This is a genomic window from Pseudarthrobacter oxydans, assembly GCF_030812335.1.
GTDB classification, from domain to species: Bacteria; Actinomycetota; Actinomycetes; order Actinomycetales; family Micrococcaceae; genus Arthrobacter; species Arthrobacter oxydans_B.
In genome coordinates, this window is record NZ_JAUSSN010000011.1 from 1 (window position 1) to 23020 (window position 23020).

15 protein-coding genes and 1 pseudogene are annotated in these 23020 nt (G+C 66.4%); 8 read left to right on the top strand and 8 right to left on the bottom strand.

Annotation, left to right across the window (positions count from 1 at the left end; all coding sequences use genetic code 11):
- Window positions 1-398 (top strand): annotated as a pseudogene (locus J2W14_RS17060) (hypothetical protein); the annotation flags it as partial.
- 11 nt (window positions 399-409) lie between these two features.
- Here J2W14_RS17060 and J2W14_RS17065 read toward each other — a convergent pair.
- Window positions 410-778: a ClpX C4-type zinc finger protein gene (locus tag J2W14_RS17065; protein ID WP_307464709.1), complete on the bottom strand. Its 369-nt coding sequence runs from the start codon at window positions 776-778 to the stop codon at window positions 410-412.
- Window positions 779-913: 135 nt separating this feature from the next.
- Here J2W14_RS17065 and J2W14_RS17070 point away from each other — a divergent pair, with 135 nt between their 5' ends.
- Window positions 914-2158 (top strand): MFS transporter, encoded by a 1245-nt coding sequence (locus J2W14_RS17070; protein WP_307464711.1) that lies wholly within the window; start codon window positions 914-916, stop codon window positions 2156-2158.
- An 18-nt stretch (window positions 2159-2176) separates the two neighbouring features.
- Here the strand turns inward: J2W14_RS17070 and J2W14_RS17075 are convergent, their stop codons facing one another.
- From J2W14_RS17075 to J2W14_RS17090, 4 genes are read right to left on the bottom strand one after another with little or no spacing between them, the layout of a single operon-like run.
- Window positions 2177-3265, bottom strand: coding sequence for a glycosyltransferase family 4 protein (locus J2W14_RS17075; RefSeq protein ID WP_307464714.1), 1089 nt, complete (start codon window positions 3263-3265; stop codon window positions 2177-2179).
- On the bottom strand, window positions 3262-4191 hold the full coding sequence (locus tag J2W14_RS17080) for an alpha/beta fold hydrolase (RefSeq protein ID WP_307464716.1): 930 nt from the start codon (window positions 4189-4191) through the stop codon (window positions 3262-3264). The genes J2W14_RS17075 and J2W14_RS17080 overlap by 4 nt, the downstream gene beginning before the upstream one ends.
- 10 nt (window positions 4192-4201) lie before the next feature.
- Window positions 4202-5080 (bottom strand): aldo/keto reductase, encoded by an 879-nt coding sequence (locus J2W14_RS17085; RefSeq protein ID WP_307464718.1) that lies wholly within the window; start codon window positions 5078-5080, stop codon window positions 4202-4204.
- 50 nt (window positions 5081-5130) lie between these two features.
- Window positions 5131-6093: a sugar-binding transcriptional regulator gene (locus J2W14_RS17090; RefSeq protein ID WP_307464720.1), complete on the bottom strand. Its 963-nt coding sequence runs from the start codon at window positions 6091-6093 to the stop codon at window positions 5131-5133.
- 189 nt (window positions 6094-6282) lie between these two features.
- Here J2W14_RS17090 and J2W14_RS17095 point away from each other — a divergent pair, with 189 nt between their 5' ends.
- From J2W14_RS17095 to glpK, 3 genes are all read left to right on the top strand, one after another.
- On the top strand, window positions 6283-8025 hold the full coding sequence (locus J2W14_RS17095) for a glycerol-3-phosphate dehydrogenase/oxidase (protein ID WP_307464997.1): 1743 nt from the start codon (window positions 6283-6285) through the stop codon (window positions 8023-8025).
- Between the two features lie 155 nt (window positions 8026-8180).
- Complete coding sequence (locus J2W14_RS17100; RefSeq protein WP_307464722.1) at window positions 8181-8933, top strand: MIP/aquaporin family protein; 753 nt, start codon at window positions 8181-8183, stop codon at window positions 8931-8933.
- A 51-nt stretch (window positions 8934-8984) separates the two neighbouring features.
- Window positions 8985-10499 carry a glycerol kinase GlpK gene (gene glpK / locus J2W14_RS17105; RefSeq protein WP_307464723.1) on the top strand — a complete coding sequence of 505 codons (1515 nt, stop codon included), beginning with the start codon at window positions 8985-8987 and terminating at the stop codon, window positions 10497-10499.
- A gap of 60 nt (window positions 10500-10559) precedes the next feature.
- On the opposite strand, the gene J2W14_RS17110 is transcribed toward glpK, so the two are convergent.
- The 3 genes from J2W14_RS17110 to J2W14_RS17120 are packed head-to-tail and all read right to left on the bottom strand — an operon-like array spanning window position 10560 to window position 17330.
- Window positions 10560-13703 (bottom strand): efflux RND transporter permease subunit, encoded by a 3144-nt coding sequence (locus J2W14_RS17110; RefSeq protein ID WP_307464725.1) that lies wholly within the window; start codon window positions 13701-13703, stop codon window positions 10560-10562.
- Between the two features lies 1 nt (window position 13704).
- On the bottom strand, window positions 13705-14157 hold the full coding sequence (locus tag J2W14_RS17115; protein ID WP_307464727.1) for a hypothetical protein: 453 nt from the start codon (window positions 14155-14157) through the stop codon (window positions 13705-13707).
- Complete coding sequence (locus J2W14_RS17120; RefSeq protein WP_307464728.1) at window positions 14154-17330, bottom strand: efflux RND transporter permease subunit; 3177 nt, start codon at window positions 17328-17330, stop codon at window positions 14154-14156. The genes J2W14_RS17115 and J2W14_RS17120 overlap by 4 nt, the downstream gene beginning before the upstream one ends.
- Before the next feature lie 740 nt (window positions 17331-18070).
- Here J2W14_RS17120 and leuS point away from each other — a divergent pair.
- The 3 genes from leuS (at window position 18071) to J2W14_RS17135 (ending at window position 22778) form a co-directional block, all read left to right on the top strand.
- Window positions 18071-20602 (top strand): leucine--tRNA ligase, encoded by a 2532-nt coding sequence (leuS, locus tag J2W14_RS17125; RefSeq protein WP_307464729.1) that lies wholly within the window; start codon window positions 18071-18073, stop codon window positions 20600-20602.
- Window positions 20603-20684: 82 nt separating this feature from the next.
- Window positions 20685-21713: a DegV family protein gene (locus J2W14_RS17130; RefSeq protein ID WP_307464731.1), complete on the top strand. Its 1029-nt coding sequence runs from the start codon at window positions 20685-20687 to the stop codon at window positions 21711-21713.
- Between the two features lie 153 nt (window positions 21714-21866).
- Window positions 21867-22778 carry a helix-hairpin-helix domain-containing protein gene (locus tag J2W14_RS17135; RefSeq protein WP_307464733.1) on the top strand — a complete coding sequence of 304 codons (912 nt, stop codon included), beginning with the start codon at window positions 21867-21869 and terminating at the stop codon, window positions 22776-22778.
- Window positions 22779-23020: the final 242 nt, after the last annotated feature.

Consider the following 23020-nt stretch of genomic DNA (forward strand, 5'->3'; position numbering starts at 1 on the left):
CCAGCAAAGACAAACCACCCGGCTGGACCTCACCCTCCGGCCGGTACTATCCCAGCGAACAGCAGGACTGGGAACCACCCGACTGGCCACCAAACATTTTGAAGGCCGGCGAAGGCTTCGACGAAGAAGGCCCGCCCGCGCACCCGGGCTGGGATCCCGACCTGGACCTGCCCGCGCACCCGGGCTGGGATCCCGACCTGGACCTGCCCGCGCACCGGGGCTGGGATCCCGACGTGGACGCGCCCCCGGACCCCGGCCGGGACCCCAACTTGGAACTGCCGCCGGACCCTTTCCCTGACTGGTACTTGTTCGCGGCCGGGCACCAATTCCCTGCAGCAGTCCCGGCGGATCCGCCCTGGCCAGCGCCCTTGAAGGCCCTTTCCAGGGATGTCATCTAGTCCAATCTGGCTCAGCGGCCATCCGGGGACCGAAAGCGTTCCCACGCTGACTGGCGGGTCATGCCCAATGCAGCGCCAATGCGTGCCCAGCTGATACTTCTTTGTCGGGCGATCCCCACCCAGGCACATAGCCGCTGTTCGACTTGCGCGGCGACTGCGGAAACTTCCGGCAGGTGTGCGAGCAGTTCTTCATCAGTCATTTTCGCCCAGGGATCCTCTGCCGGTGAGCTGTCCGTGCCGCTCAAGAGCTTGACGGATGACCTGGCGCAGTCCCCGCAGATGGCGACACCCGGACCAGCCACCAGGCGACGCATACTGCTGGCTGGTCTTGCACAGAAGCTGCACATCACCGGGCCTTCAAGTGGCAGTTCGACTTCCACGTCATTCTCCTTGAGCACGTTGGCTAAAGATATTCAGTGTAGTTGACTTGTCAGGCTGATCCTGACACATTGTCAGGCGTGACCTTACAGCCAGTCGTAGATGCAGGGAGCCGGCCGCCCAACAAAACACCACTGATGCGGCTGGTTGCGTTCCGGAAGCTGTGGATGTCCAGCGCGTTCGAGGGTGCGGGCGATGGAGGAAGCCGCGTCGTGATCCCGATCATTGCTGTCTCGATGCTTGGTGGTGGCGCTCTGGAAGTGGGAATCATCAACGCCCTGAGCCTGAGTGCCTTCCTTGTCCTGGGCGTCCCAATCGGTGTCTGGGTGGACAGGCTTCGCCGACGGCGGCTGATGATCGCTGCGGACGTGTTCCGGGTACTGGTCGTCCTTAGCGTTCCGACGGCCTTCATGACAGGTGCGATGTCGATCGGGCATCTGCTGGTCTGCGTGGCGCTGCTCAGCGTCGCCGATGTCGTGTTCACCACCGCCCATGGAGCCTTCGTCCCTTCCGTAGTGGACCGCGAGCAGGTCAGCGACGCCCACGCCCGGCTGCAATCGGCCGCCAGTCTGGTCGCCGTCGGCTCCCCGTCCCTGACGGCGGCGCTGCTCATCGTCATCGCGGCACCGTTCGCCCTGGTATCGGCGGGGATCTCCTACGCTTTGTCCGCCCTGACCCTCGCGAGCATCCAGGTCGGTGAGGACGTCAAGCCGCCCCGGCACCACGAAGGGTTCTGGCCGGCGGCACGTGCCGGGCTGTCCTTCACCATCCACCACCCGGTGCTCAGAGGTCTCTTCCTGTCCGGCATGGTCCTCAACGCGGCCACCATGTTCGGCAGCGCCGCCACCGCGGTCTACGCCCTCGGCGTCCTGGGGCTCAGCGCCGCTGTTTTTGCGCTGCTTAGCACCTTCGCCGCCCTGGGCGGTTTGGCGGCCTCCTTCGCAGCACCGGCCATCCTGAAGAAATTGGGCATCGGGACGACCAGGATTCTCGCCGGCATCGCCTGCGTCCCGATCGTCGCGCTGACGCCCCTGGCCGCGGTCCTGCCGTGGTTCCCGGCCCTCTGGCTCGGCGCCTCCACGTTTGGGTGGGCCTTCCTCGTCGTGGTCATCTCGGTGGCAGGAGCCGGCCTCGTCCCGCGCATCGCTCCGGCCCACAGGCTAGGAACCGTCATGGCGAGCAGCCGACTCTTTGTCCTCGGAATTATGCCGCTCGCCAGCCTCGCCGGGGGCGCGCTGGCCGCATGGATAGGTGTCCAACCCGTGCTCTGGATCTGGGCCCTGCTCGCCGGTGCCTCTGTCGTCCCGATCGTCTTTTCGCCGATGCGGACCTGGCGGGAACTTCCGGCGGAATCAGACGCCGAAGCCCCCGTTACCGGCTGACTCCGGACGAGGCAGCAATCAGAAGCCCGGGCGGCGTGCGCGCAGCGCCACGGCCTCTTCGGCGACGTCCAGCAGCCTGCGGGCCGACTCGTCCCAGCTGAAGTCCGCGGCGCGTTCCACCGAGCGGCGGGACCGGGCCTTCCACAGGTCCGGTTCCTCAAGCTTCCGGACCGCGGCGGCGAACTCCGCCGGGGAATCAGCGTGGACGTAGCTGACGGCGTCGCCGCCCACCTCGCGGAAGATCGGGATGTCGCTGGCGATCACGGGCGTGCCGTGCGACATAGCTTCAACGAGGGGCAGACCGTAGCCCTCCGCCTTGGACAGGCTAATCAGCGCCGTGGTGCGGCCCAGCATGGCCTCATACTCGGCGTCGGTCACGCCGTTGTGGAAGACGATGTCGGCGCCCGCCGGTGCCAGGGCTTCGAGTTCGGCCCGGCGATCGGGGGTGATCCGGCTGAGTAGGTGCAGGGTCATGTCCGGGAGCTCCGCCATGCCCCGGATCATGGTCTCGACGTTCTTGTATGGCATGAAGGAACCCATGTACAGCAGCGTCTTGTCCGCCCCCGCTCCGGGGTCCCGCGGCGTATGGCCGTGTTGCGGGGCGTTCCCGACGATCCGGACGGGACGCTGGGTCAGCCGGTACTTCGAGATCAGCGCGGCGGTCGTGGAACTGATGGTGGCGACGACGTCGGCCCGGTTCAGCAGCAGCCGCTGCGGCCAGAATGCCTTGTGGTACAGCCGCCAGAGGACCCGGACCGGAGCCGGCAGGAAGCCGGGGGGTGCCGGGTGTTCGTAGTAGATCAGGTCATGCAGGGTCAGCACCAGGGCGTACTTCCGGCCCCAGCTGCCCATGGTCTGCATCGGACACACGACAACGTCGGCGCCGAGCTTGTTGACCCGCCCCGCGACGAACAGCTCGGCCGGGGACAGGGGGCTGTTGATTAGGGTGTACGGCACATCCGGAAGCAGGGCCAGCTGGCGGACGTCGCTGATCAGCATGGAGACATCGGCGATTTTTGCCGTCGCCTCGATCAGGCTGGACCCGTAGCGGCTGATGCCGTCATGGTGGTCCAGCCGGGTGAAGCGGGCATCGATGAGGATTTTCACGCGGAATGGTCCTTCAGGAAGCTGCGGATAAAGCCCGCGGCGGGTTCCGGGGTTTCGTAGTGGATCAGGTGGCCGACGCCGGGGATGACGTCGAGGTGCGCGTCCGGCAGCAGGGCCAGCAGCGTGTGCTGGTCCGGCAGTGCGGCGATCTCGTCCTTTTCCCCGGCGATCAGCAGCACGGGAAGGGTCAGGCTGCCGGCCACTTCCGCCACGTTGCTGCCGACCGAGGCCTTGAACGCTTCCAGCAGGCTCTCCCGGTCCGCAAACGCGGAGAAATAGGCGCTGTGCTGGGCATGCACAAAACGGCGGAGCTGCTTGTCCCGGGTCTTCGCCATCGTCTCGCTCATGACCCGGACGATCAGCTGGCTGCGCAGCAGGCCCTGCCCCAGGCCGCGGGGAAGGCGCGCGGCGGCTTCGTAGTACAGGACGGCGAACTTGGTCATGAGCCCCTTGGGCCCCTCCAGCGCGGGGGCGGCGATCGGGTTGACCAGGATCAGCTCGGAGACCGTGCCAGGGTGCGCCGCCACGTAGTGGCTCGCGACAATGGAGCCAAAGGAGTGGCCCAGCAGGACCGTGTCGGGCCCCAGACCCAGGGCGCCCATGAAGTCCGCGACGAACCGGCCGTAGCGCTCAACGCTGTGTTCGGCACCGACGAAGGCGGCAGAGCTGCCGAAGCCGGGGAGGTCCGGCATGATCAGCCGCATCTCGGGGAGCTGGTCGGCCACGCGGAGCAGGCCATGGTGGTCGCCGCGGAAGCCGTGGATGACCAGGATGGTCCGGGTCTCCGGAGTCACCCGGACCGGCTCGTAGCTCCAGTACGCGACCCTGGTGCCGTCAAGAACCACCTCGGAGGCATGGGTGCGGGCCTCGAGCCCGGCGCTGAACAGGGGAGTGGTGGGGGAAGGCTCGGTGGCCACGTGTTCCATTCGATAAGTCCTAGTTGACTGAGTCCGGGTTGGATCCGGTGCGGAAGCCACGTTCCAGACCGGACAGGGCGTCCATGGCGGCGGCGTCGAGGCTGAATCCGAAGACGTTCAGGTTTTCTTTGATCCGGGCGTAGGAGCTCGCTTTGGGGATGGCGACATGGCCGAGCTGGACATGCCAGCGGAGGATGATTTGCGCCGGTGTCTTGCCGTGCGCCGCGGCGAGGTCGAGCACCACCGGATCCTGCAGGACCTGGCCGCGGCCCAACGGACTCCACGCCTCCGTGGTGATGCCGAGCTCGCCGTGCAGGGTGCGCAGCTCCTCCTGCTGGAGCCAGGGGTGCAGTTCGATCTGGTTGACGGCCGGGACGACTTCCGCGGTCTGCAGCAGACGGTCCAGGTGGGCCGGCTGGAAATTCGAGACCCCGATGGCCCGCGCCCTGCCTTCCCGGTAGAGCGTCTCCATCGCGCGGTAGCTCTCGGGATACAGCCCGCGCTGCGGACAGGGCCAGTGGATCAGGTAAAGATCCACATATTCCAGTCCGAGGTTCGACATGGACGTGTCGAAGGCACGCAGGGTGGCGTCATAGCCCTGGTCGTCGTTCCAGAGCTTGGTGGTGACAAACAGGTCCTCGCGTGAGAGCGAAGGGGAGGACTCGCCGGAACCGCCGCGGGCGTCGTCGGTGCTCACGAAACTCGACAGCGAGCCAATGCCCCGGCCAACGCCCGTCTCGTTGCCGTACATGGCGGCGGTGTCGAAGTGCCGGTAGCCGGCCTCCAGTGCCATGGTCACGAGTCCGGCGGCTTCCGCGGGGGGTACTTTGTAGAGTCCGAACCCCAACTGGTCGATCAGTACTCCGTTGTTGAGGCTAAGCCGCGGCGAGGGTTTCATAGCATCGACTTTACCGACTCCGCCGGCGGGACTGCCCACGGCGGGCCGGTTCAGGACAACCCGTCAAAGCTGACCAGCCGGCGGGCGCTGGCCTCGTCGAGGATCAGGTCTGTGGCCAGCCCCGCGGCCAGGGCGCCGCGCAGGCCGTTGATCTTGGAAGCGCCCGACACCACACAGATCCGACGCCGGACCTGGCGCAACTGCGCCAGGTCCGGGCCGGTGGAGCGTTCGTTGAGGGTGATGCCGTCAGAGGATCCGTCTGCGCGGAAGAAGACGGTCGCCACATCGCCCACGACGTCCGAGGAGGCCAGGACCGCCAGGTCGTCTTCGTCGAGGTAGCCGCCCGCGTAGACGTGGCTGGGGTAGTCGGCGTCGACCGAGCCGACGCCGAATATGGCGATGCTCATGCGGGCCTGCAGTTCAAGGATCCGTTGCACACTGCGCTCATTCCACATGGCCCGCTTCGTCGCGGCGTGGTCGAAGAACGCCGGGACCGGGAACTGTTCCACCCGCGCCCCGTAGGCGCTGCCAAAGCGCCGCATGATGTCTGAGGCGTAGGTGATGCCCGTGGTTTGCATGTTGCCTGCGCCGTTGAGTTGCACGATCACACTGTCATGGGTGATCTTCCGGGTCAGGTGCCGGCTGACAGCGCTCAGGGTGGAGCCCCACGCGACGCCGATGATGGCATTGGAGTCGACCAGCGGGCCGATGGTACGCGCGGCCTGCATCGCTACACGGTCCAGTGTTTCCGCCTCATTCAGCGTGTCCACTACCGGAACGACGTGCACATCGACCTTGTATTCGGCGCGGATCATGCTTGCCAGTTCGGGGCCCGTGTCCAGCGGACTGCGGATCTGGATCTGCACCAGCCCCGATTCCCGAGCCGAGGAAAGCAGCCGGGACACGGTGGACCGGGACGTGCGGAGCTCGCGGGCAATCGCGTCCATGGTCAGGTCCTGCAGGTAATACAACTGGGCCGCGCGAAGGGCGTCGGAACTGCGTGAGGGTGTCATCCCATTTCCGTTCTGCACGTTTGTGCATAGTGCTTGACTCCATTTTCCATTAGTCCAAACAATAGTGTTGAACGGCGCCGCGTGGCGCGCCGCACAGGACCAAACCCAGAGGAGCAGTTCTTGGGACAGAAGGATTCAGCCCGCACCCAGGCGTCGGCCGGCGAGCGAGCATCGGTGCAGAAGCTGCGGATGCGGCCCCACGCCCAGGTGCTGATCATCGGCGGCGGCATTAACGGAGTGGGCACGTTCCGGGACCTGGCCCTGCAGGGTGTGGACGTCGCCCTCGTGGAGCGCGGTGATTACTGCCAGGGGGCCAGCGGCGCCTCCTCACACATGATCCATGGCGGCATCCGCTACCTCGAGAACGGCGAGTTCCGACTCGTCCAGGAATCGGTGGTGGAACGGAACCGGCTGCTGCGCATCGCCCCGCACTACGTCAAGCCGCTGCAGACCACCATCCCCATCTTCAGCACCTTCTCCGGCATCCTCGCCGCTCCGCTGCGTTTCCTGACGCACAGGCAGCAGGGCGCCCCGAAGGAACGCGGGGCCGTCCTGATCAAGCTCGGCCTGAGCATGTACGACTTCTTCTCCCGTGACGGCGGCGCCGTCCCCCGCCACCAGTTCCGCGGCCGCAAGCGGGCCCTGGCGGAACTGCCGCGCCTGCACCCGGGCATCAAGTATGCCGCTACATATTTTGACGCCTCCGTCCACAACCCGGAGCGCCTGACCCTGGACGTGCTCCAGGACGGTGAGAAGGCCGGCGCCGCCGGCGCCAGTGACGCCCGCGCCAGCAACTACCTCTCCCTCGTCTCCGTCCGGGACAGTGCAGGAACCGGGCGCCCCGGAAGCACCGTGGAACTCCGCGACGAGCTCACCGGTGAACTGTTCGACTTCTCCGCGGACGTCATCGTCAACACCACCGGCGCCTGGGTCGACCAGACCAACCAGGCGATGGGCGCGGCGTCGGCGTTCATGGGCGGCACCAAGGGATCGCACATCGTGCTGGACCACCCGGAGCTGCTGGCGGCCTGCAACGGTCGCGAGATCTTCTTCGAACACACCGACGGCCGGATCGTGCTGATCTACCCGATGGGGGACCGGGTCCTGGTGGGCACCACGGACGTCGACGCCGACATGGCGGAGGACGCCGTGTGCACCGAGGGGGAGATCGACTACTTCTTCGACCTGATCGGCCACGTCTTCCCGGACATTCCAGTGGACCGGGAGCAGATCGTCTACACCTTCTCCGGTGTCCGCCCGCTGCCCCGGCACGACGCCACCCAGCCCGGCTTCGTCAGCCGCGACTACCGGATCGAACGCCGCGCCGGCGCCACACCGGCCGCTGGAGCAGGACATGGCGGCGGCGCCGTCGTGCTCAGCCTCGTCGGCGGAAAGTGGACCACGTTCCGGGCCCTCGCCGAACACCTGAGTAACGACGTCCTCGCCGAACTCGGGATGGAGCGGAAGGTCTCGACGGCGAAACTCGCCATCGGCGGCGGCGCCGGCTTCCCCGACAGCGAGGACGGCGTGCAGCGCTGGATCAAGGCGCACATGACCGCCGGACGCGACGCGGACCGCACGGCCGGGCTGCTGACCCGGTACGGCACCCGCGCCGAGGAAGTCATCGGCTTCCTCGACGGCACCCCGGGAGCCGCCCCGGACCGGCTCCTGCACTCGACCCGAGAACTCAGCGTCCGCGAACTGGAGTTCATGGCCCGGAACGAGCAGGTCGGGCACCTGATTGACGTGCTGATCCGCCGCACCTCCCTCGCCTTCCGGGGGCTGGTGACCGGCGAGCTGCTGAACGAGGTCGCCGACATCCTCTCCGGCCCGTTGAGCTGGGACACGGCGACGCGTTCATCCGAGATCACCCACGCTCAGGAGGTGCTCAAACGGTTCCACGGCGTCCAGGTCCACAGCCTGGTCTCCTGATAGACCTCGGCGCCCGGACGGGGGACGTCCGGGCGCAAGGACTGCGTGGTCCCCTGGGGGACCGGCGCAGTGGCCGGCCGGCGGCGCCAACACGTCGCCGGCCCAACAGCCCTCAAACTCGCGAGGGCTGACAACAGAAAATAGAGGAGTCAAAGATGTCTCTTGGAATAGTTTTCCTGTCCGAAGTATTCGGTACCGCAATGCTGACCCTGCTGGGCTGCGGCGTTGTGGCAAACGTTGCACTCAAAGGCACCAAGGGCAACAACGGCGGGTTCCTGATGGTCACCTGGGGATGGGGCATCGCCGTCTTCTCCGGCGTTTACGTTGCCGCCATGTCCGGGGCCCACCTGAATCCCGCCGTGACCTTCGGCCTGCTGCTCAACCGCAAGACGGAATACGCACCGGGTGTCCCGGTCGACGTCGCCTCCACCCTCACCTACTTCGGCGGTGAACTGCTCGGTGCCTTCCTCGGCGCCGTGGTCATGTGGCTGGCCTACAAGCAGCACTTCGACGCTTCTGATACGGAGCCCGCCAGCCAGCTGGCCGTGTTCTCGACCGGTCCGGCCATCCGCTCCGTCCCGTGGAACCTGATCACGGAGATCGTCGGCACCTTCGTCCTCGTCTTCGTCATCCTGACCTTCGGCGGGACGCCTTCGGGGCTTGGCCCGCTCGCCGTGGCCCTGCTCGTTGTCGGTATCGGCGTCTCCCTCGGTGGCCCCACCGGCTACGCCATCAACCCGGCCCGTGACCTTGGCCCCCGCATCGCCCATGCCCTGCTGCCCATGAAGGGCAAGGGATCCTCGGACTGGAGCTACTCCTGGATCCCCGTTGTCGGACCCCTGGTCGGAGGAGGCCTCGCCGGTCTCGTCGCAGCAGTCGTCCCGATCATCGCCACCGCAGCCGCCTAACCCACCCGCTACGCACTCATTCAACTGCCAGCCCAAGACAAGGACGTCAACATGAACCAGTACGTAATCGCCATCGACCAGGGCACCACCAGCACCCGCGCCATCGTGTTCGACCACAGCGGCAACATCGTCTCCTCGGGGCAGATGGAGCACGAACAGATCTTCCCGCAGGCAGGCTGGGTGGAGCACGACCCCGCCGAGATCTGGAACAACACCCGTGAGGTCATCGCCTCCGCGTTGTCCAAGGCAAACCTGACCCGCCACGATATCGCCGCCGTCGGCATCACCAACCAGCGTGAAACCGCGGTCGTCTGGGACAAGACCACCGGCAAGGCCATCTACAACGCGATCGTCTGGCAGGACACCCGCACGCAGCCGATCGTGGACGAGCTGGCCAAGGACGGCGGACCGGAGCGGTTCAAGCAGAAGGTCGGCCTGCCGCTGGCGACCTACTTCTCCGGCACGAAGATCAAGTGGATCCTGGACAATGTCGAGGGTGCCCGCGCCAAGGCCGAGGCCGGGGACCTGGTCTTCGGCAACACCGACTGCTGGGTGCTCTGGAACCTCACCGGCGGGATCGACGGCGGCGTCCACGTCACGGACGTCACCAACGCCTCCAGGACCATGTTCATGGACCTGGAGACGCTCTCCTGGGACCAGGAGATCCTGGACGTCTTCGGCGTTCCGGCCTCCATGATGCCCGCCATCAAGTCCTCCTCCGAGGTCTACGGCACGGTGCACACGTCCCAGCTGCTGCGCGAGGTCCCGGTCGCCGGCATCCTGGGCGACCAGCAGGCCGCGACGTTCGGCCAGGCCGCCTTCGACGCCGGTGAAGCCAAGAACACCTACGGCACCGGCTGCTTCCTCATCTTCAACACCGGTGAGGAAATCGTCCACTCCAAGAACGGGCTGCTGACCACGGTCGGCTACAAGCTCGGCGACGCCGCACCGCACTACGCGCTGGAAGGTTCCATCGCCGTCACCGGTTCGCTGGTGCAGTGGCTGCGTGACAACCTCGGCATGCTCAGCAGCGCCCCGGAGATCGAGACCCTGGCGGCCTCGGTCGAGGACAACGGCGGCGTGTACATCGTGCCGGCGTTCTCCGGCCTGTTCGCCCCGTACTGGCGGTCCGACGCCCGCGGCGCGATTGTCGGGCTGACCCGCTTTGTGAACAAGAACCACATTGCCCGGGCGGCGCTGGAGGCCACCGCCTTCCAGACACGGGAGGTGCTCGACGCCGTCAACGCGGACTCGGGGGTGCCGCTGACGGAGCTGAAGGTCGACGGCGGTATGGTCGCCAACGATGCGCTGATGCAGTTCCAGGCGGATATCCTCGGCGTACCGGTGATCCGGCCCAAGGTCGTGGAGACCACGGCGCTGGGCGCCGCCTACGCCGCCGGTCTGGCCGTCGGCTTCTGGAAGGACCTCGGCGAATGTTCGGCCAACTGGTCCGAGGACAAGCGCTGGGATCCGAAGATGGAACAGTCCGAGCGCGAGCGCCAGATGCGTCTCTGGAAGAAGGCCGTCACCAAGTCCATGGACTGGGTCGACGACGACGTCAAGTAGCCTTCCGGCACAGAGGAGAGCTCCGGTCAGCAAATGCTGGCCGGAGCTCTCCTTTGTGCTCTAGACCGCCGCGACCGGTTCGGGCTGGCGCGGCCCGCGCTGGCGGGCCGGTCCCTTCTTGGCAAAGCGCAGGTAGAGCGAGGGAACAATGAACAGGTTGACCAGCGTCGAGGTGACGAGCCCGCCCAGGATCACCACCGCCATCGGATGTTCAATCTCATGACCCGGAATGTTCCCCATGACCACCAGCGGCACGAGCGCCAGGGCGGTAGCGAGGGTTGTCATCAGGATCGGGGACAACCGCTCGGCCGCTCCGCGCAGCACCAGGACCCGCCCAAAGGGCACTCCCTCGTACTTTTCCAGGTGCTGGCAGTGGTTGATGAGCAGAATTCCGTTGCGGGCTGCGATCCCCATCAGAGTCAGGAAGCCAACTAGCGACCCCAGCGAGAGAATACCGCCGCTCAAATGAGCCGCAATGATGCCGCCCACGAGTGCCGCCGGCAGCGTCAGGATCGTCAGGATCGCCAGCCGCCAGCTGCGGAATGCGGCCTGGAGCAGCAGGAAGACAACGATCACAGCGCCGACCGCGTAAAGCAGCAAGCGCTGCGAGGCGGCCTGGCGCTCTGCGTATTCGCCGAGGACAACGGCTTCGTAACCGACCGGGAACTCAACTGACTTCATTTCCGACTCGAGCTTCTGGACTACCCTGGCCAGGTCGCCTTCCTTGACGTTGGCGCTGACATCGATCCGCCGGGATCCCTCTGAACGCTCGATCACGTTCGGTGTGGGCTTGACCGAAATGGTGGCCACATCGGCCAGCCGGATCTTCTGGCCGCCCGGCGTATCGAGCGGAAGGTTCTCAATACTGGTGACGCTTGTCCGGGTCTCCGGAGCGCTCCACACCTGAACGTCATAGGCCTTGCCGTCCCGGTAGATGTCACCGACTTCTTCGCCTGCCACCAGGGTCGCCGCGGCCCGGCGCACGTCTCCGGGCTTAAGTCCGTAGCGGTTCGCCGCCTCCAGGTTCACTTCCACGTTGATTTGCGGAATGTTCGCCTGGAGAGCGACCTTCGCACCCACTGCGCCCTCGATGCCGCCCAGGATGGTCTTGAGCTTGTCAGCCTCCTTGCGCAGCGTATCGAGATCGTCACCGTACACCCGGATGACGACGGCGTAACCGGTGCCGGTCAGGACCTCGCGGATGCGCTCCTTGAGGTACGTCTGAACGTCCCGGACGATGCCGGGGTAGCCGTCAACAACTTCCTGGACTGCCGCGAGGGTTTCGTCATACGGGACGGCGGGGTCGACGCTGATCCAGTTCTCACCAAAGTAAACGCCCACCACTTCGTCGGCGTTAAAGGCCTGTCCCGTGTGCGCCCCGCAGTTGTTCACCCCCGGAATGGTCATGAGTTCCTTGCAGGCCAGCTGGCTGACCCGGACTTCCTCCGAGTTGGAGGTGCCGGGCTGGGTAAGCCAGTGCATCAGGAAATCGCGTTCCTTGAAGGACGGCAGCAACGACTGGCCCAACAGCGGGGCCGCCACGATGCCAATGACGCCAAGCGCGCCCAGGGCAAGGTAGCCCGGAACAGGCCGCAGGACGAGGGGCCGAAGCGCGTTGGCGTACCAGCGCTTGAGCACCCTCACGACCGGCGGGTCGCGATCCTCCAGTTTGGCGTTGCGCAGGAAGATGTACGCCATTGCCGGTGTCACGGTCAGAGCCACCAGCATGGAGGCCATGACCGCGAGGGTATACGAGGTGGCCAGCGGCCTGAAGAACGCCCCCGTCAGCCCGTCCAGGAAGAAGATTGGCACTGTGGCCGCCACGATAATCAAGGTGGCGTAAACGATCGGTCCACGGACCTCGAGCGAGGCATTGACCACCACCCTGGCGGTGCTTTCGGTACCGCCGCTGGCCCGGTGCTGGCGGAGCCGCCGGACGATGTTTTCGACGTCGATGATGGCGTCGTCCACCACCACCCCGACGGCAATCACCAAGCCCGCCAGCACCATGGTATTTATCGTGCCCCCGGTCCAGTACAACACCAAGGCCGCGGCCATCAGGGACAGTGGGATCGCCGTCACACTGACCAGTGCGGTCCGCCACTGGAAGAGAAACAGGCTCAGGACCAGGATCACCAGAAGGGTTCCAAGCAAGAGCGCAACGCCAAGATTGCCCAGGGATTCTTCAATGAAGGTCGCAGGCCGGAAGATCGCGGTGTCCACGGTGATCCCGGTGAGGCCGGGTTCGAGTTGCTTCATCGCGTCCTCGACGCCGCGCGTGACTTCCAGAGTGTTGCCCCATGGGAGCTTCTCGACGATCAGCATCAGGCCCGGACCGCCGTTGATGACCGCGTCGCCGATCAGCTGCTGGTGGTCTTCCACGACATTCGCAACGTCAGAGAGCCGGAGCGGCGTCTGGCCCTCCCGGTCTTCGACCGCGACCTTCGCCAGTTCCTCAGGGGACGTGATGGGCTGGACGTGCCGGATGCCCAGGGCCTGGCTGGGAGTATCGAGGGCTCCGCCGGTGCCGATGAGCGCCCCAGGGGAGTACTGCAGCAGCCCCGCGTCGAGCGCGTCACCGGTGGAGGTCATCACCGTTTCCAGCGAAACGTTGTGGGCCGCCAGCTTGTTGGGATCAACCTGGACCTGAAGCATTTGGAGGCGTTCGCCCCAGATCGCCACGTTGGCCACTCCGGGAACGCGGAGCAGATGGGCCCTGACGTTCCAGTAGGAGATCATGGACATTTCGATCAGGGACCGCGTGTCCGAGGACAGCCCGATCTTCATGACCCGGCTGGTCGAGGAAAGTGGCTGCAGCATCAGCGGCGGCGCGGCCCAGGTGGGGAGGGTCGGTATGACGGTTGCCATCCGCTCTGACACGAGTTGCCTGGCGGTTAGCAGATCCGTGCCGCTCTTGAATTCCATCACGATTGAGGACAGCTGCGGGACCGACTTCGACCTCATGTGGTCAAGGCCCACGATGCCGTTGAAGGCCTCCTCCAGCGGAACAGAAACCAGTTCCTCGACCTCTGCTGCGGTGAGTCCCAGGCAGGCAGTCTGGACTTCGACTTTAGGCGGGGCGAACTCGGGGAAAACGTCCACCGAGGCACCGCTGAGTTGCCCGCCGCCGACAACCATCATCGCCGCGGCGAGGGCAATGATGATCGACCTGAACCTGAGGCTGGCTGCGACTATCCGGCGCATGTCATTTGCCGGTGTTGAACTCGGCGCCGAACAGCTCAGCCGCGCCTACTGTGACCACCTGGGTTCCCGCCGGAGGTCCGGCGGTGGCCGTGACCACGCCGGCCTCCACCCTGCTCACGGCGAGCTCCTGGCGTTCGTAGACCCTCGGCGCCGGGTTGGTGTAAACCCATGTCTTGCCGTTGGCGTCGTACATCAGCGCCCCGTAGGGCAGCTTGATCTCTGTTCCCGAGCCAGCCGTAACCGGCTCGGTTTTCAGTTCCAGCCGATCAATGCCCCGCTGGGTCAGCGTGAGCTTAGCGATGCCGGTGTCAGCGTTCTTTTCCACCTTGGCAGGGGCTTCACCGGCGGCCGGCGGTGCGACGGCGGGCGTAGCGCAGCCCGGCAGGGAGAATGCGAGGGCTGCACAGACGACGGCTGCCAAAGATATGCGCCGTGGGGATTTTAGGCTGGTCATTTTGCTTCCACCTTTTCCTGCATGACGGGCTGAACGGGGACTTCCGCTTCGTAAACTTCCGACCACTCTTCCGGGGCGGTCCGCGGACCGAACCAGACGGCCAGGAGGGGGAACACCAGCAGCGCCACCAGCGTCGCGGTGATGAGGCCGCCAACCACGATCAGCAGCATCGGGGCGACCAGGGCCTCGCCGACGCTGCCGCCAAGCAGAGCCGGCGGTATCATGACCGCGACGGTGATCAGGGCTGCTTTGAGGACTGGCGCCACCCGCTCACGGGCCGCGGTCAGCACCTGTTCCGTACGGGGCGTTTGTGGCGCCGCCCGCCACAACTCGTCTGCCCGGGCTGAGAGCAGCACCGCGTTACGGGCCGTGACGGCCAGCACCGCAGCAACGGCAGTGAGTGAAAGCCAGGAGATCGACGCCGCACCCAGCCACGCGGCGAGGAACGAACCTGACATGGCCGCCGGCAGGGCAAGGAAGACAGCGAGCGCAAGCTTCCAGCTCCGCACCGCGGTCTGGAGCAAAAGCAGGATTCCCACCAGGGCTGCTGCTCCGAGCCACAGCACGAGAGCGTCAGCTGCGCGAAGTTCGCTGTATTTTGCGGGGATTTCGGCGTGGTACTCAAGCGGGAACTGAACCTGCTTTATGGCCGCTTCGATATCGCGGTGGACGTCGGCCAGGGGCCGTTCGGTGATGTCGGCCACGATGTCGATCCGCCTGGAGGTGGCGTCGTGCTGGATGACCACTTCGTTGGGAACCATCCGGACCGCGGCGATCTCGCCCAGCTGGACGTGTCCGCCGTCGGGGGTGTCCAGGAGCAGTTCTCGGATGCTGGTGAGATCATCCCGGACGTTCACCGCACCACGGACCACGACTTCGAACACTTTCTGTTGCTCGAACAAGTTGCCCACGATGACACCCTGCATCAGGGTCGCGGCGGCCCGGCGGGCGTCACCGGGCTTAATGCCCACGCGCTGGGCTGCCTCGAGATTGACTTCGACTTCCACGATCGGGTTCATCGCCGCCGCGTTGATCGTCGGGTTCTGCACGCCGTCGATCTTTTGCAGCGCCTTCCGGACGTCTTCGGCCTTTTCGCGCAGGACCGGCATATCGGTTCCATAGACGCGCACCGCGAAGCGCGGCTCCATGCTGTTGCGCATGTCGCCGACTTCCTGCTGTGAGTAGTTCGTGACGTTGTTGGAGATACCGGGGTAACCCTGGACCACGTCCCGTACCGCTTGCTCAGTTTCGCTGAAATCGGCGTCTGCAGCTATGGACACCCAGAGCTCGGCGGAATTGTTTCCGACCACCTGGTCCGAGGTGATGGCACGGCCGATATGGCCACCCACCCCGCTCACGCCCGGCAGTGCCCGCAGTTCCTCCGAGGCTTTCGAAGCGACCCGGCGGACTTCGTCGGTGGACGTACCGGCCATGGTGTCCCATTGCACCAGCAGCGTCCGGTCCGGAAGCGTCGGGACGACGGGCCGGTTGGCCACCAGCTGGGATCCGGCGGCGAGGCCCAGGGCACCGATGACGGCAACGGCCACCAGGCTGAGGGTGCGGCGTGAACGGGCACCATCGAGGACCTGGTTGTAGCGGGCCCGGGCGCGACGGGTTGCCGCATCCTCGGCCCGGCGTACGGGTTCCCGGGGCAGCAGCATCTGTGCCAGGACCGGCGTCACGGAGAGGCCGACCAGGAGCCCCGCTGCGAGGGCAAGCGCCAGCGACCAGAAGAGCGGATGGAAGAAGGAGCCGCCGACACCGGGTACAAACAGCGTCGGGATGAGGGCAACGACCATGATGAGTGAGGCGTGGAAGAGTGGAGTGCGGACGCCCCGGGCCACGTCCGTGATGCGGGACCTCAGGGTTGCCTCCGTTTCAGTTGCCACCGTGGTCAGGGGTCGGCGGCGCTGTGCCTGGAGGTCCTCCACAACGTCACCGACGATCACGGAAACGCCGAGCAGAATGCCCACGAGCACCGTGATGTTCAGCATCGCGTTTTGGGAGTACAGCACCACGGCCGCCGTCATGACCGTCACTGTGAGGGCTATCAGCGCGATCACAGCGACGCGCCAGGAGCGGAAGAGCAGCCAGAATAGCGCCACCGCAATCAGAAGGCTGAGCAGCAGCGCCGCACCAAGACCGTCCACGGTGTCCTGAACGGCAGTGGCGGGACGGAACACGCTGGTGTCGACGGTGATGCCGGTGAGCCCGGGACCCATGTCCTGCAGGGCTGCCTCGACATCGCGGGTCACATCCACCGCGCTGGTTCCCGGGAATTTTTCAACCACCAGCATCAGGCCTGCATCCTGGCCAACGACTGCGTCGCCGATCAGCGGCTGATGGTCTTCCTTGACGTTTGCAATGTCGCCCAGCACCATCGGCTGGGGCGCGTCCTCCACGCTGACCTTGGCCAGATCCGCCGGGGTGCGGATGGGAAGGACGTGCTGGATGCCCAATCGCTGGCTGGGGGACTCCACGAAACCGCCGGTGCCCGGAGTGGACGCCTCAAGGAAGCTCAAGGGGGAGACCCAGACCGCATTGCCGGCGGTCTTGATGATCTGTTCCAGGGTGATGCCCCGGTCGCGCAACTGGGTGGGAGTGACCTCCACCTGAAGCTGCTGTTCACGCTGGCCCCAAATGGACACGTTCGCTACCCCCGGAATGCCGACCAGGCGCGGTTTGATCTTCCAGCGAGCCAGGACGGACATTTCAATACCGGAGAGTTGCGTGGAATTCAACCGGACCATCAGCACGCGGCTGGTTGAGGACGTCGGCTGCATGATCAGCGGCGGGGACGAGACGTTCGGCAGGGCGTGGGCTTGGGTCATCCGTTCCGCCACCAGCTGCCGGGCGCGGAGCAGGTCGGTGCCCGGCTCAAAGACCAGTTCAATCGATGAAAGCCCCGGTACGGATTTGGACCGGATCTCATCCAGCCAGGCCACCCCGTTGAGGAGGTCGGCCTCCATCGGGGAAGTGATGAGCTGTTCCACCTCAACAGCGGACAGGCCCAGGGCTTCGGTCTGAATCTCAACATGCGCCGGTGCGAACTCCGGCAGGGTATCCACAGCGATGCGGGGAACGTTCACGACCCCGAAGGCAACGAGTCCGCCGGCGAGGGCCAGAACAAGGATACGGAAGTGCAAACTGAAGCGGGTTATCCAGCCGAACATGGCTAGGCCATTTTCTGGTGGCATCCGGCAGCGTCGATGCGCTCCGCCGGGAGAATTAATTTGTGCAGCACTGAAACTCGGAAGGGATTCATGGCAGGCTCCTCAACCCGAAATAAAATGACAAATCCCCGAGGGATCTTGGGAGAATAGTGTGCCTGTTCGCGGTCTTTGGCAAGACCGCTGGATTACGGGTATCGACGGGCATTTGGAGGATTCGGAAGATCAAGGAACTGACATTTCAACGGGTGTTCAGGACTACGTGGAGCGCCCCATATCAACCTCTTGGACGGCCGAAGTACTACCTGCTGAGTTGTGCGAACTACTCGCGCGAAATCTTCCGCCACTCGCCATTCAGGTAAATGGACTAAAAGTAAGTACTGCTGTTCTTCAGGTCCGGTTTATAACAATTCGGGCGCATGCCGCGTCCGCCGATTTCTCTCCTGCGATCCGGGCTGTTCAGCGTCGCCCTGGCCACAGCGGGAACAGGGAGGGGCCAGGCTCCACCCGCCGGGCGGCCGAGGCGCTAAAGTAGTTCTATGCGTACGATCCTTCTGCTTAGTTAGCCGCCCGGCATTCCGAGGAAAATTCGGACTGTCGAGCGGCCGCCCCTCCGTGTCGAGGGGCTTTTGTGCGTCTGGGCCATTTCGGGACCGGCGGCAGGGGGCAGGGGCCGAGCGCAACGGGCCCCGCTAGTACAGACTTGACGGTAATCAGGCTTGAAGAAACAGAAGAGGCCAGCAGTGAGCGTTCAGCCGGAGACAGAAACCGGAACAGCAGGAGTCGGGACGGACGGCCCTGAGGAAGGTGCCTACAGCTTTACGGCAATCGAAGCCAAGTGGCCGCAGGTCTGGGAAGACCTCAAGGTCTTCACGCCCGTCGACGACGGTTCGAAGGAACGGCGGTACGTGCTGGACATGTTCCCGTACCCCTCCGGAGATCTCCACATGGGCCACGCCGAGGCGTTCGCCATGGGCGACGTCGTCGCGCGTTACCTGCGCCAGCAGGGCTACGACGTGCTGCACCCGATCGGCTGGGATTCCTTCGGGCTGCCCGCCGAGAACGCGGCCATCAAGCGCAACGCCCACCCGAGCGAGTGGACCTACGCCAACATCGAGACCCAGGCGGCGTCGTTCAAGCGCTACGCCATCTCCGCCGACTGGTCCCGCCGGATCCACACCTCCGACCCGGAGTACTACCGCTGGACGCAGTGGCTCTTCAAGCGCTTCCACGAGCGCGGCCTGGCCTACCGCAAGAATTCCCCGGTCAACTGGTGCCCCACGGACCAGACCGTGCTGGCCAACGAACAGGTGGTCAACGGTGCCTGTGAGCGCTGCGGCACACCCGTCACCAAGAAGTCGCTGAACCAGTGGTACTTCAAGATCACCGACTACGCCGACCGGCTGCTCGATGACATGGACGAGCTGCGCGGCCACTGGCCCGAACGTGTCCTGGCCATGCAGAAGAACTGGATCGGACGGTCCGAGGGCGCACACGTCACCTTCGTGATCGAAGCCGACGGCGGAAAGCCCGCCAAGGACGTCACGGTGTTCACCACCCGCCCCGACACCCTGTACGGCGCGACGTTCTTCGTCGTCGCCGCGGACGCGCCGATCGCCGTCGAACTGGTCACCGAGGAACACGCCGCAGCCCTGGACGCATACCGCGAGCAGGTCAAGGCGCTCTCCGAAATCGAACGCCAGTCCACCGAGCGGGAAAAGACCGGCGTCTTCACCGGCCGTTACGCCATCAACCCGCTCAACGGCGAAAAGCTGCCCGTCTGGGCGGCCGACTACGTGCTGGCGGACTACGGCACCGGCGCCATCATGGCCGTCCCGGCCCACGACCAGCGCGACCTCGACTTCGCCCGGACCTTCGGCCTGCCCGTACGGGCGGTGCTGGACACCGGCGAAGAGGATCCCGCCGTCAGCGGCACGGCGACCTCCGGCGAGGGAACCCTGATCAACTCAGGTGCCCTGGACGGCCTGCCCAAGGCAGAAGCCATCCCGGCCGCCATCGGGATCCTGGAGCAGCAGGGCACGGGCGAGAAATTCGTGAACTTCCGCCTGCGCGACTGGCTGCTCAGCCGGCAGCGCTTCTGGGGCACCCCGATCCCGATCATCCACTGCCCCGCCTGCGGGGAGGTCCCGGTCCCGGACGAGCAGTTGCCCGTCACCCTGCCGGCCGACCTGCGCGGCGAGGACCTGTCCCCGAAGGGCACGTCGCCGCTGGCCGCCGTCGAAAGCTGGGTCAACGTCGAGTGCCCCAGCTGCCACGGCCCGGCCAAACGGGACACGGACACCATGGACACCTTCGTGGACTCCTCCTGGTACTTCCTGCGCTTCGTCTCGCCGCAGTACACGGACGGCCCGTTCGATCCGGCGAAAATCAACGACTGGATGCCGGTTGGCCAGTACGTGGGCGGCGTGGAGCACGCCATCCTGCACCTGCTCTACGCGCGGTTCTTCACCAAGGTCATCCACGACCTGGGCATGATCGACGCCGACGAGCCGTTCAGCGCGCTCCTGAACCAGGGCCAGGTGCTCAACGGCGGCAAAGCGATGAGCAAGTCCCTGGGCAACGGCGTTGACCTAAGCGAACAGCTGGACAAGTACGGCGTCGACGCCGTCCGGCTCACCATGATCTTCGCCTCCCCGCCGGAGGACGACGTCGACTGGGCCGACGTCTCGCCGTCGGGCTCCGCGAAGTTCCTGGCCCGCGCCTGGCGCCTGGGCCGGGACGTCACGAGCGCCCCCGGCGTCGACTTCGCCACCGGCGACCGTGCCCTGCGTGCCGTTACACACCGCACCATCGCCGACGCGGAAGCCCTGCTGGACCACAACAAGTTCAATGTGGTCGTGGCCAAGCTCATGGAGCTGGTCAACGCGACGCGTAAGACTATTGACGCAGCCGGCGGAGCGGGCGGCGCCGATCCGGCCGTCCGCGAAGCCGTCGAGACCGTTGCGGTCATCCTGAGCCTCTTCGCGCCGTACACGGCCGAGGATCTCTGGAACGTGCTGGGGCACCCCGCCTCGGTGGCCAACGCCGGCTGGCCGACGCACGATGCGGCCCTCCTGGTCCAGGACACGGTGACCGCCGTCGTCCAGGTCCAGGGCAAGGTCCGGGACCGGCTGGAAGTCTCGCCGGAGATCAGCGAGGACGAACTGCGGGAGCTGGCCCTGGCCTCGGAAAACGTCCAGCGCGCCCTCGACGGCCGTGGGATCCGCACGGTGATCGTCCGGGCGCCTAAACTGGTCAACATCGTCCCGGCCTAACCGGGAGGCGGCCGCCGGCACACACCGGCGGCCGGCCGATACCGCGAGTCCGTCAGCACATGCAGACAGCAGGAGGTCCTCCTTGCCCCACCGCGACCCCGCAGGGTGGCTGAAGGAGCGCCTCAGCGGGCTCCGGCAGGCCAAACCGTCAGCAGAAGGGTCCGCCGCCGGTCTCGAGGCCGTCGTGCGGACAGCCGTCGTCACGGACTCCGCCGCGGCACTGCCGGCCGACTGGGTCCATGCCGCCTCCGTCGACGGGCGGCTGTCGATCGTCCCGATGCCGGTGATGGTAGGGGCGGAAATCTACGGTGAGGGCGAGGACGACATCGCCGAGACGATTGCCTTGGCCCTTGCCAGCGGCAAGCCCGTGAAGACCTCGCGCCCGTCGCCCGGACAGTTCGAACATGCGTACCTGGCAGCCCAGCGGAATGGCTATGAGTCCGTCGTGTCGCTTCATATTTCCGGGGAGCTCTCCGGAACGGTGGACTCCGCCCGGCTGGCTGCCGCCCGCGTGGACATTCCGGTGGAGGTCCTGGACTCACGCACCGTCGGCATGGCGCAGGGGATGGGTGTCCAGGGCGCCGTTGCCGCGGCGGCGGAAGGCGCGGCCGCAGCGGACGTGCGTGCGTTCGCCGAGCATGAACTCGCCCGCACCAAGGTGTACTTCTACGTGCCGAGCCTGGAACAGCTGCGCCGTGGGGGACGGATCGGCGCCGCGGCATCACTCTGGGGAACCATGTTCTCGATTAAGCCCATCCTCGCGGTGGAGGACGGCAAAGTCATTCCGCTGGAGAAAGTGCGGTCGGCGGCGAAGGCCATCGCCCGGCTCCAGGAGATCGTTGTGGCCGACGCCGCGGGTCGGCCCCCCGGGCAGGCCCGGCTCGCCGTCCACCATTTCGGCAACCCGGCCGAGGCAGAACAGCTCGCGGCGCAGCTGGCCCAAGCGGTTCCCGGCTGTGCGCCCGTCCAGATCAGCGCCCTTCCCGCCGTGCTGGCGGCCCATGCCGGACTCGGTGTGCTGGCGGTGATCGTGGGGGAGAGCAGCACCCCGGCGGTCCGGGACATGCCCGCAGCGCCCGAGCCCGCCGCTCCGGAGTCAGGCGCGCCGTAGTCCGCCGCGCCGCAGTCCGCCGCGCCGCAGCTTTATCCCGCGGGTACGCGGTATCCACATAAGACCTGCGGGGCCCTGCCCGGCGGTTTTCCGATATCCACATACGACCCGCTGCCCCTGAACGGCGTGGCCGGAGCTTCGTACGATGGGCGCATGCCGCGCCACACTCCTGGAGACCCGCCCGCCGCCGAACCGGGCCGCGCCGACCACAGGCTGGCGGCCGCCGTTCGTCCGGGCGCTGTTCGGATAGGCGCGGGGTCGGCCCTGCTCGACGGACCGCCCTTCGCGTCACGGTCCGGAACGCAGCATGATCCCGGCCCCGACCATTCGCCGGTCCGCAGCCCCCGCATCAGGTGGCGCACCGGGCGCCGCGCCGCGGCGTTGCTGTGCCTGCTGGCCACAACGTTTCTCTGCTGGTTCTGGTGGCAGGCGGCGAACGCCACAGCGGAGGTCAGCCCGCTCAGTTCCATCAACCTAACGGAAGCCGGCGGACCAGAGGACCCGGAGCCTGAAGCTGGACCGTCAGCAGTCCCGGACAATTCTCCAGGCGACGGCGACGGCGACGGCGATAACGGAAACGGGGCCGGAGGGGCCACCCGCGACAGCGTGATCGTGCATGTCGCCGGCGCGGTTGCCCGGGCCGGCATCGTGGAGCTGCCGCGGGGAAGCCGCCTGCACGAGGCCATCGCAGCGGCCGGAGGCGGTGCCCCCGGCGCAGATCCGGACCAGCTCAATCTCGCCGCCGTCCTCGAGGACGGGCAGAAGGTCCTGGTGCCGCGGCAGGGCGAAACCGGGCCGGACGCGTCCGCCCCGGCGAGTGACGCGAGTGACGCGGGCGCCCGGGGAAGCCCGGGCAGCGGCTCCGCCCCCGCGGGAAAGATCAACTTGAACACGGCCGGAGCCGAGGAACTGGCCACCCTCCCGCGGGTGGGCCCGGTCCTTGCCCAACGGATCGTGGACTGGCGCAAGCAGCACGGCAACTTCCAGCGGGTGGAGGAGCTGGACGCCGTGGACGGGTTCGGGCCTAAGCTGCTCGAAGGCCTGCTGCCCCTGGTCCGGGTGTGAGGGCGTGCCGGACATGGAACGTGCGAGTCGCTGGCAACTGTACGTCGATGCGGCGGTCAGCCGGACACCCGGGAACCACCCGGCGCCGGAGCCCGCGGCGGACCCCCAAGCCCCAGGGGACCCCCGAGCCCCGGGGCACACGCAGATTCTGGCGGAATTCCCCCAGGGGGTCCGGCAGCGTCGACGCCATCTGGAGGTCCGCGGCTGGCTAGCGTCATTCGCAGTCCGCGGCCGCGCCGGTC

Bases quoted from the DNA above. Each gene is read 5' to 3' on its own strand.
- J2W14_RS17070 (WP_307464711.1), top strand. From the start codon at position 914: ATGCGGCTGGTTGCGTTCCGGAAGCTGTGGATGTCCAGCGCGTTCGAG.
- J2W14_RS17080 (WP_307464716.1), bottom strand. From the start codon at position 4,191: ATGGAACACGTGGCCACCGAGCCTTCCCCCACCACTCCCCTGTTCAGC.
- J2W14_RS17085 (WP_307464718.1), bottom strand. From the start codon at position 5,080: ATGAAACCCTCGCCGCGGCTTAGCCTCAACAACGGAGTACTGATCGAC.
- J2W14_RS17090 (WP_307464720.1), bottom strand. From the start codon at position 6,093: ATGACACCCTCACGCAGTTCCGACGCCCTTCGCGCGGCCCAGTTGTAT.
- J2W14_RS17095 (WP_307464997.1), top strand. From the start codon at position 6,283: ATGCGGCCCCACGCCCAGGTGCTGATCATCGGCGGCGGCATTAACGGA.
- J2W14_RS17100 (WP_307464722.1), top strand. From the start codon at position 8,181: ATGTCTCTTGGAATAGTTTTCCTGTCCGAAGTATTCGGTACCGCAATG.
- glpK (WP_307464723.1), top strand. From the start codon at position 8,985: ATGAACCAGTACGTAATCGCCATCGACCAGGGCACCACCAGCACCCGC.
- J2W14_RS17110 (WP_307464725.1), bottom strand. From the start codon at position 13,703: ATGCGCCGGATAGTCGCAGCCAGCCTCAGGTTCAGGTCGATCATCATT.
- J2W14_RS17115 (WP_307464727.1), bottom strand. From the start codon at position 14,157: ATGACCAGCCTAAAATCCCCACGGCGCATATCTTTGGCAGCCGTCGTC.
- J2W14_RS17120 (WP_307464728.1), bottom strand. From the start codon at position 17,330: ATGTTCGGCTGGATAACCCGCTTCAGTTTGCACTTCCGTATCCTTGTT.
- J2W14_RS17135 (WP_307464733.1), top strand. From the start codon at position 21,867: ATGCCGCGCCACACTCCTGGAGACCCGCCCGCCGCCGAACCGGGCCGC.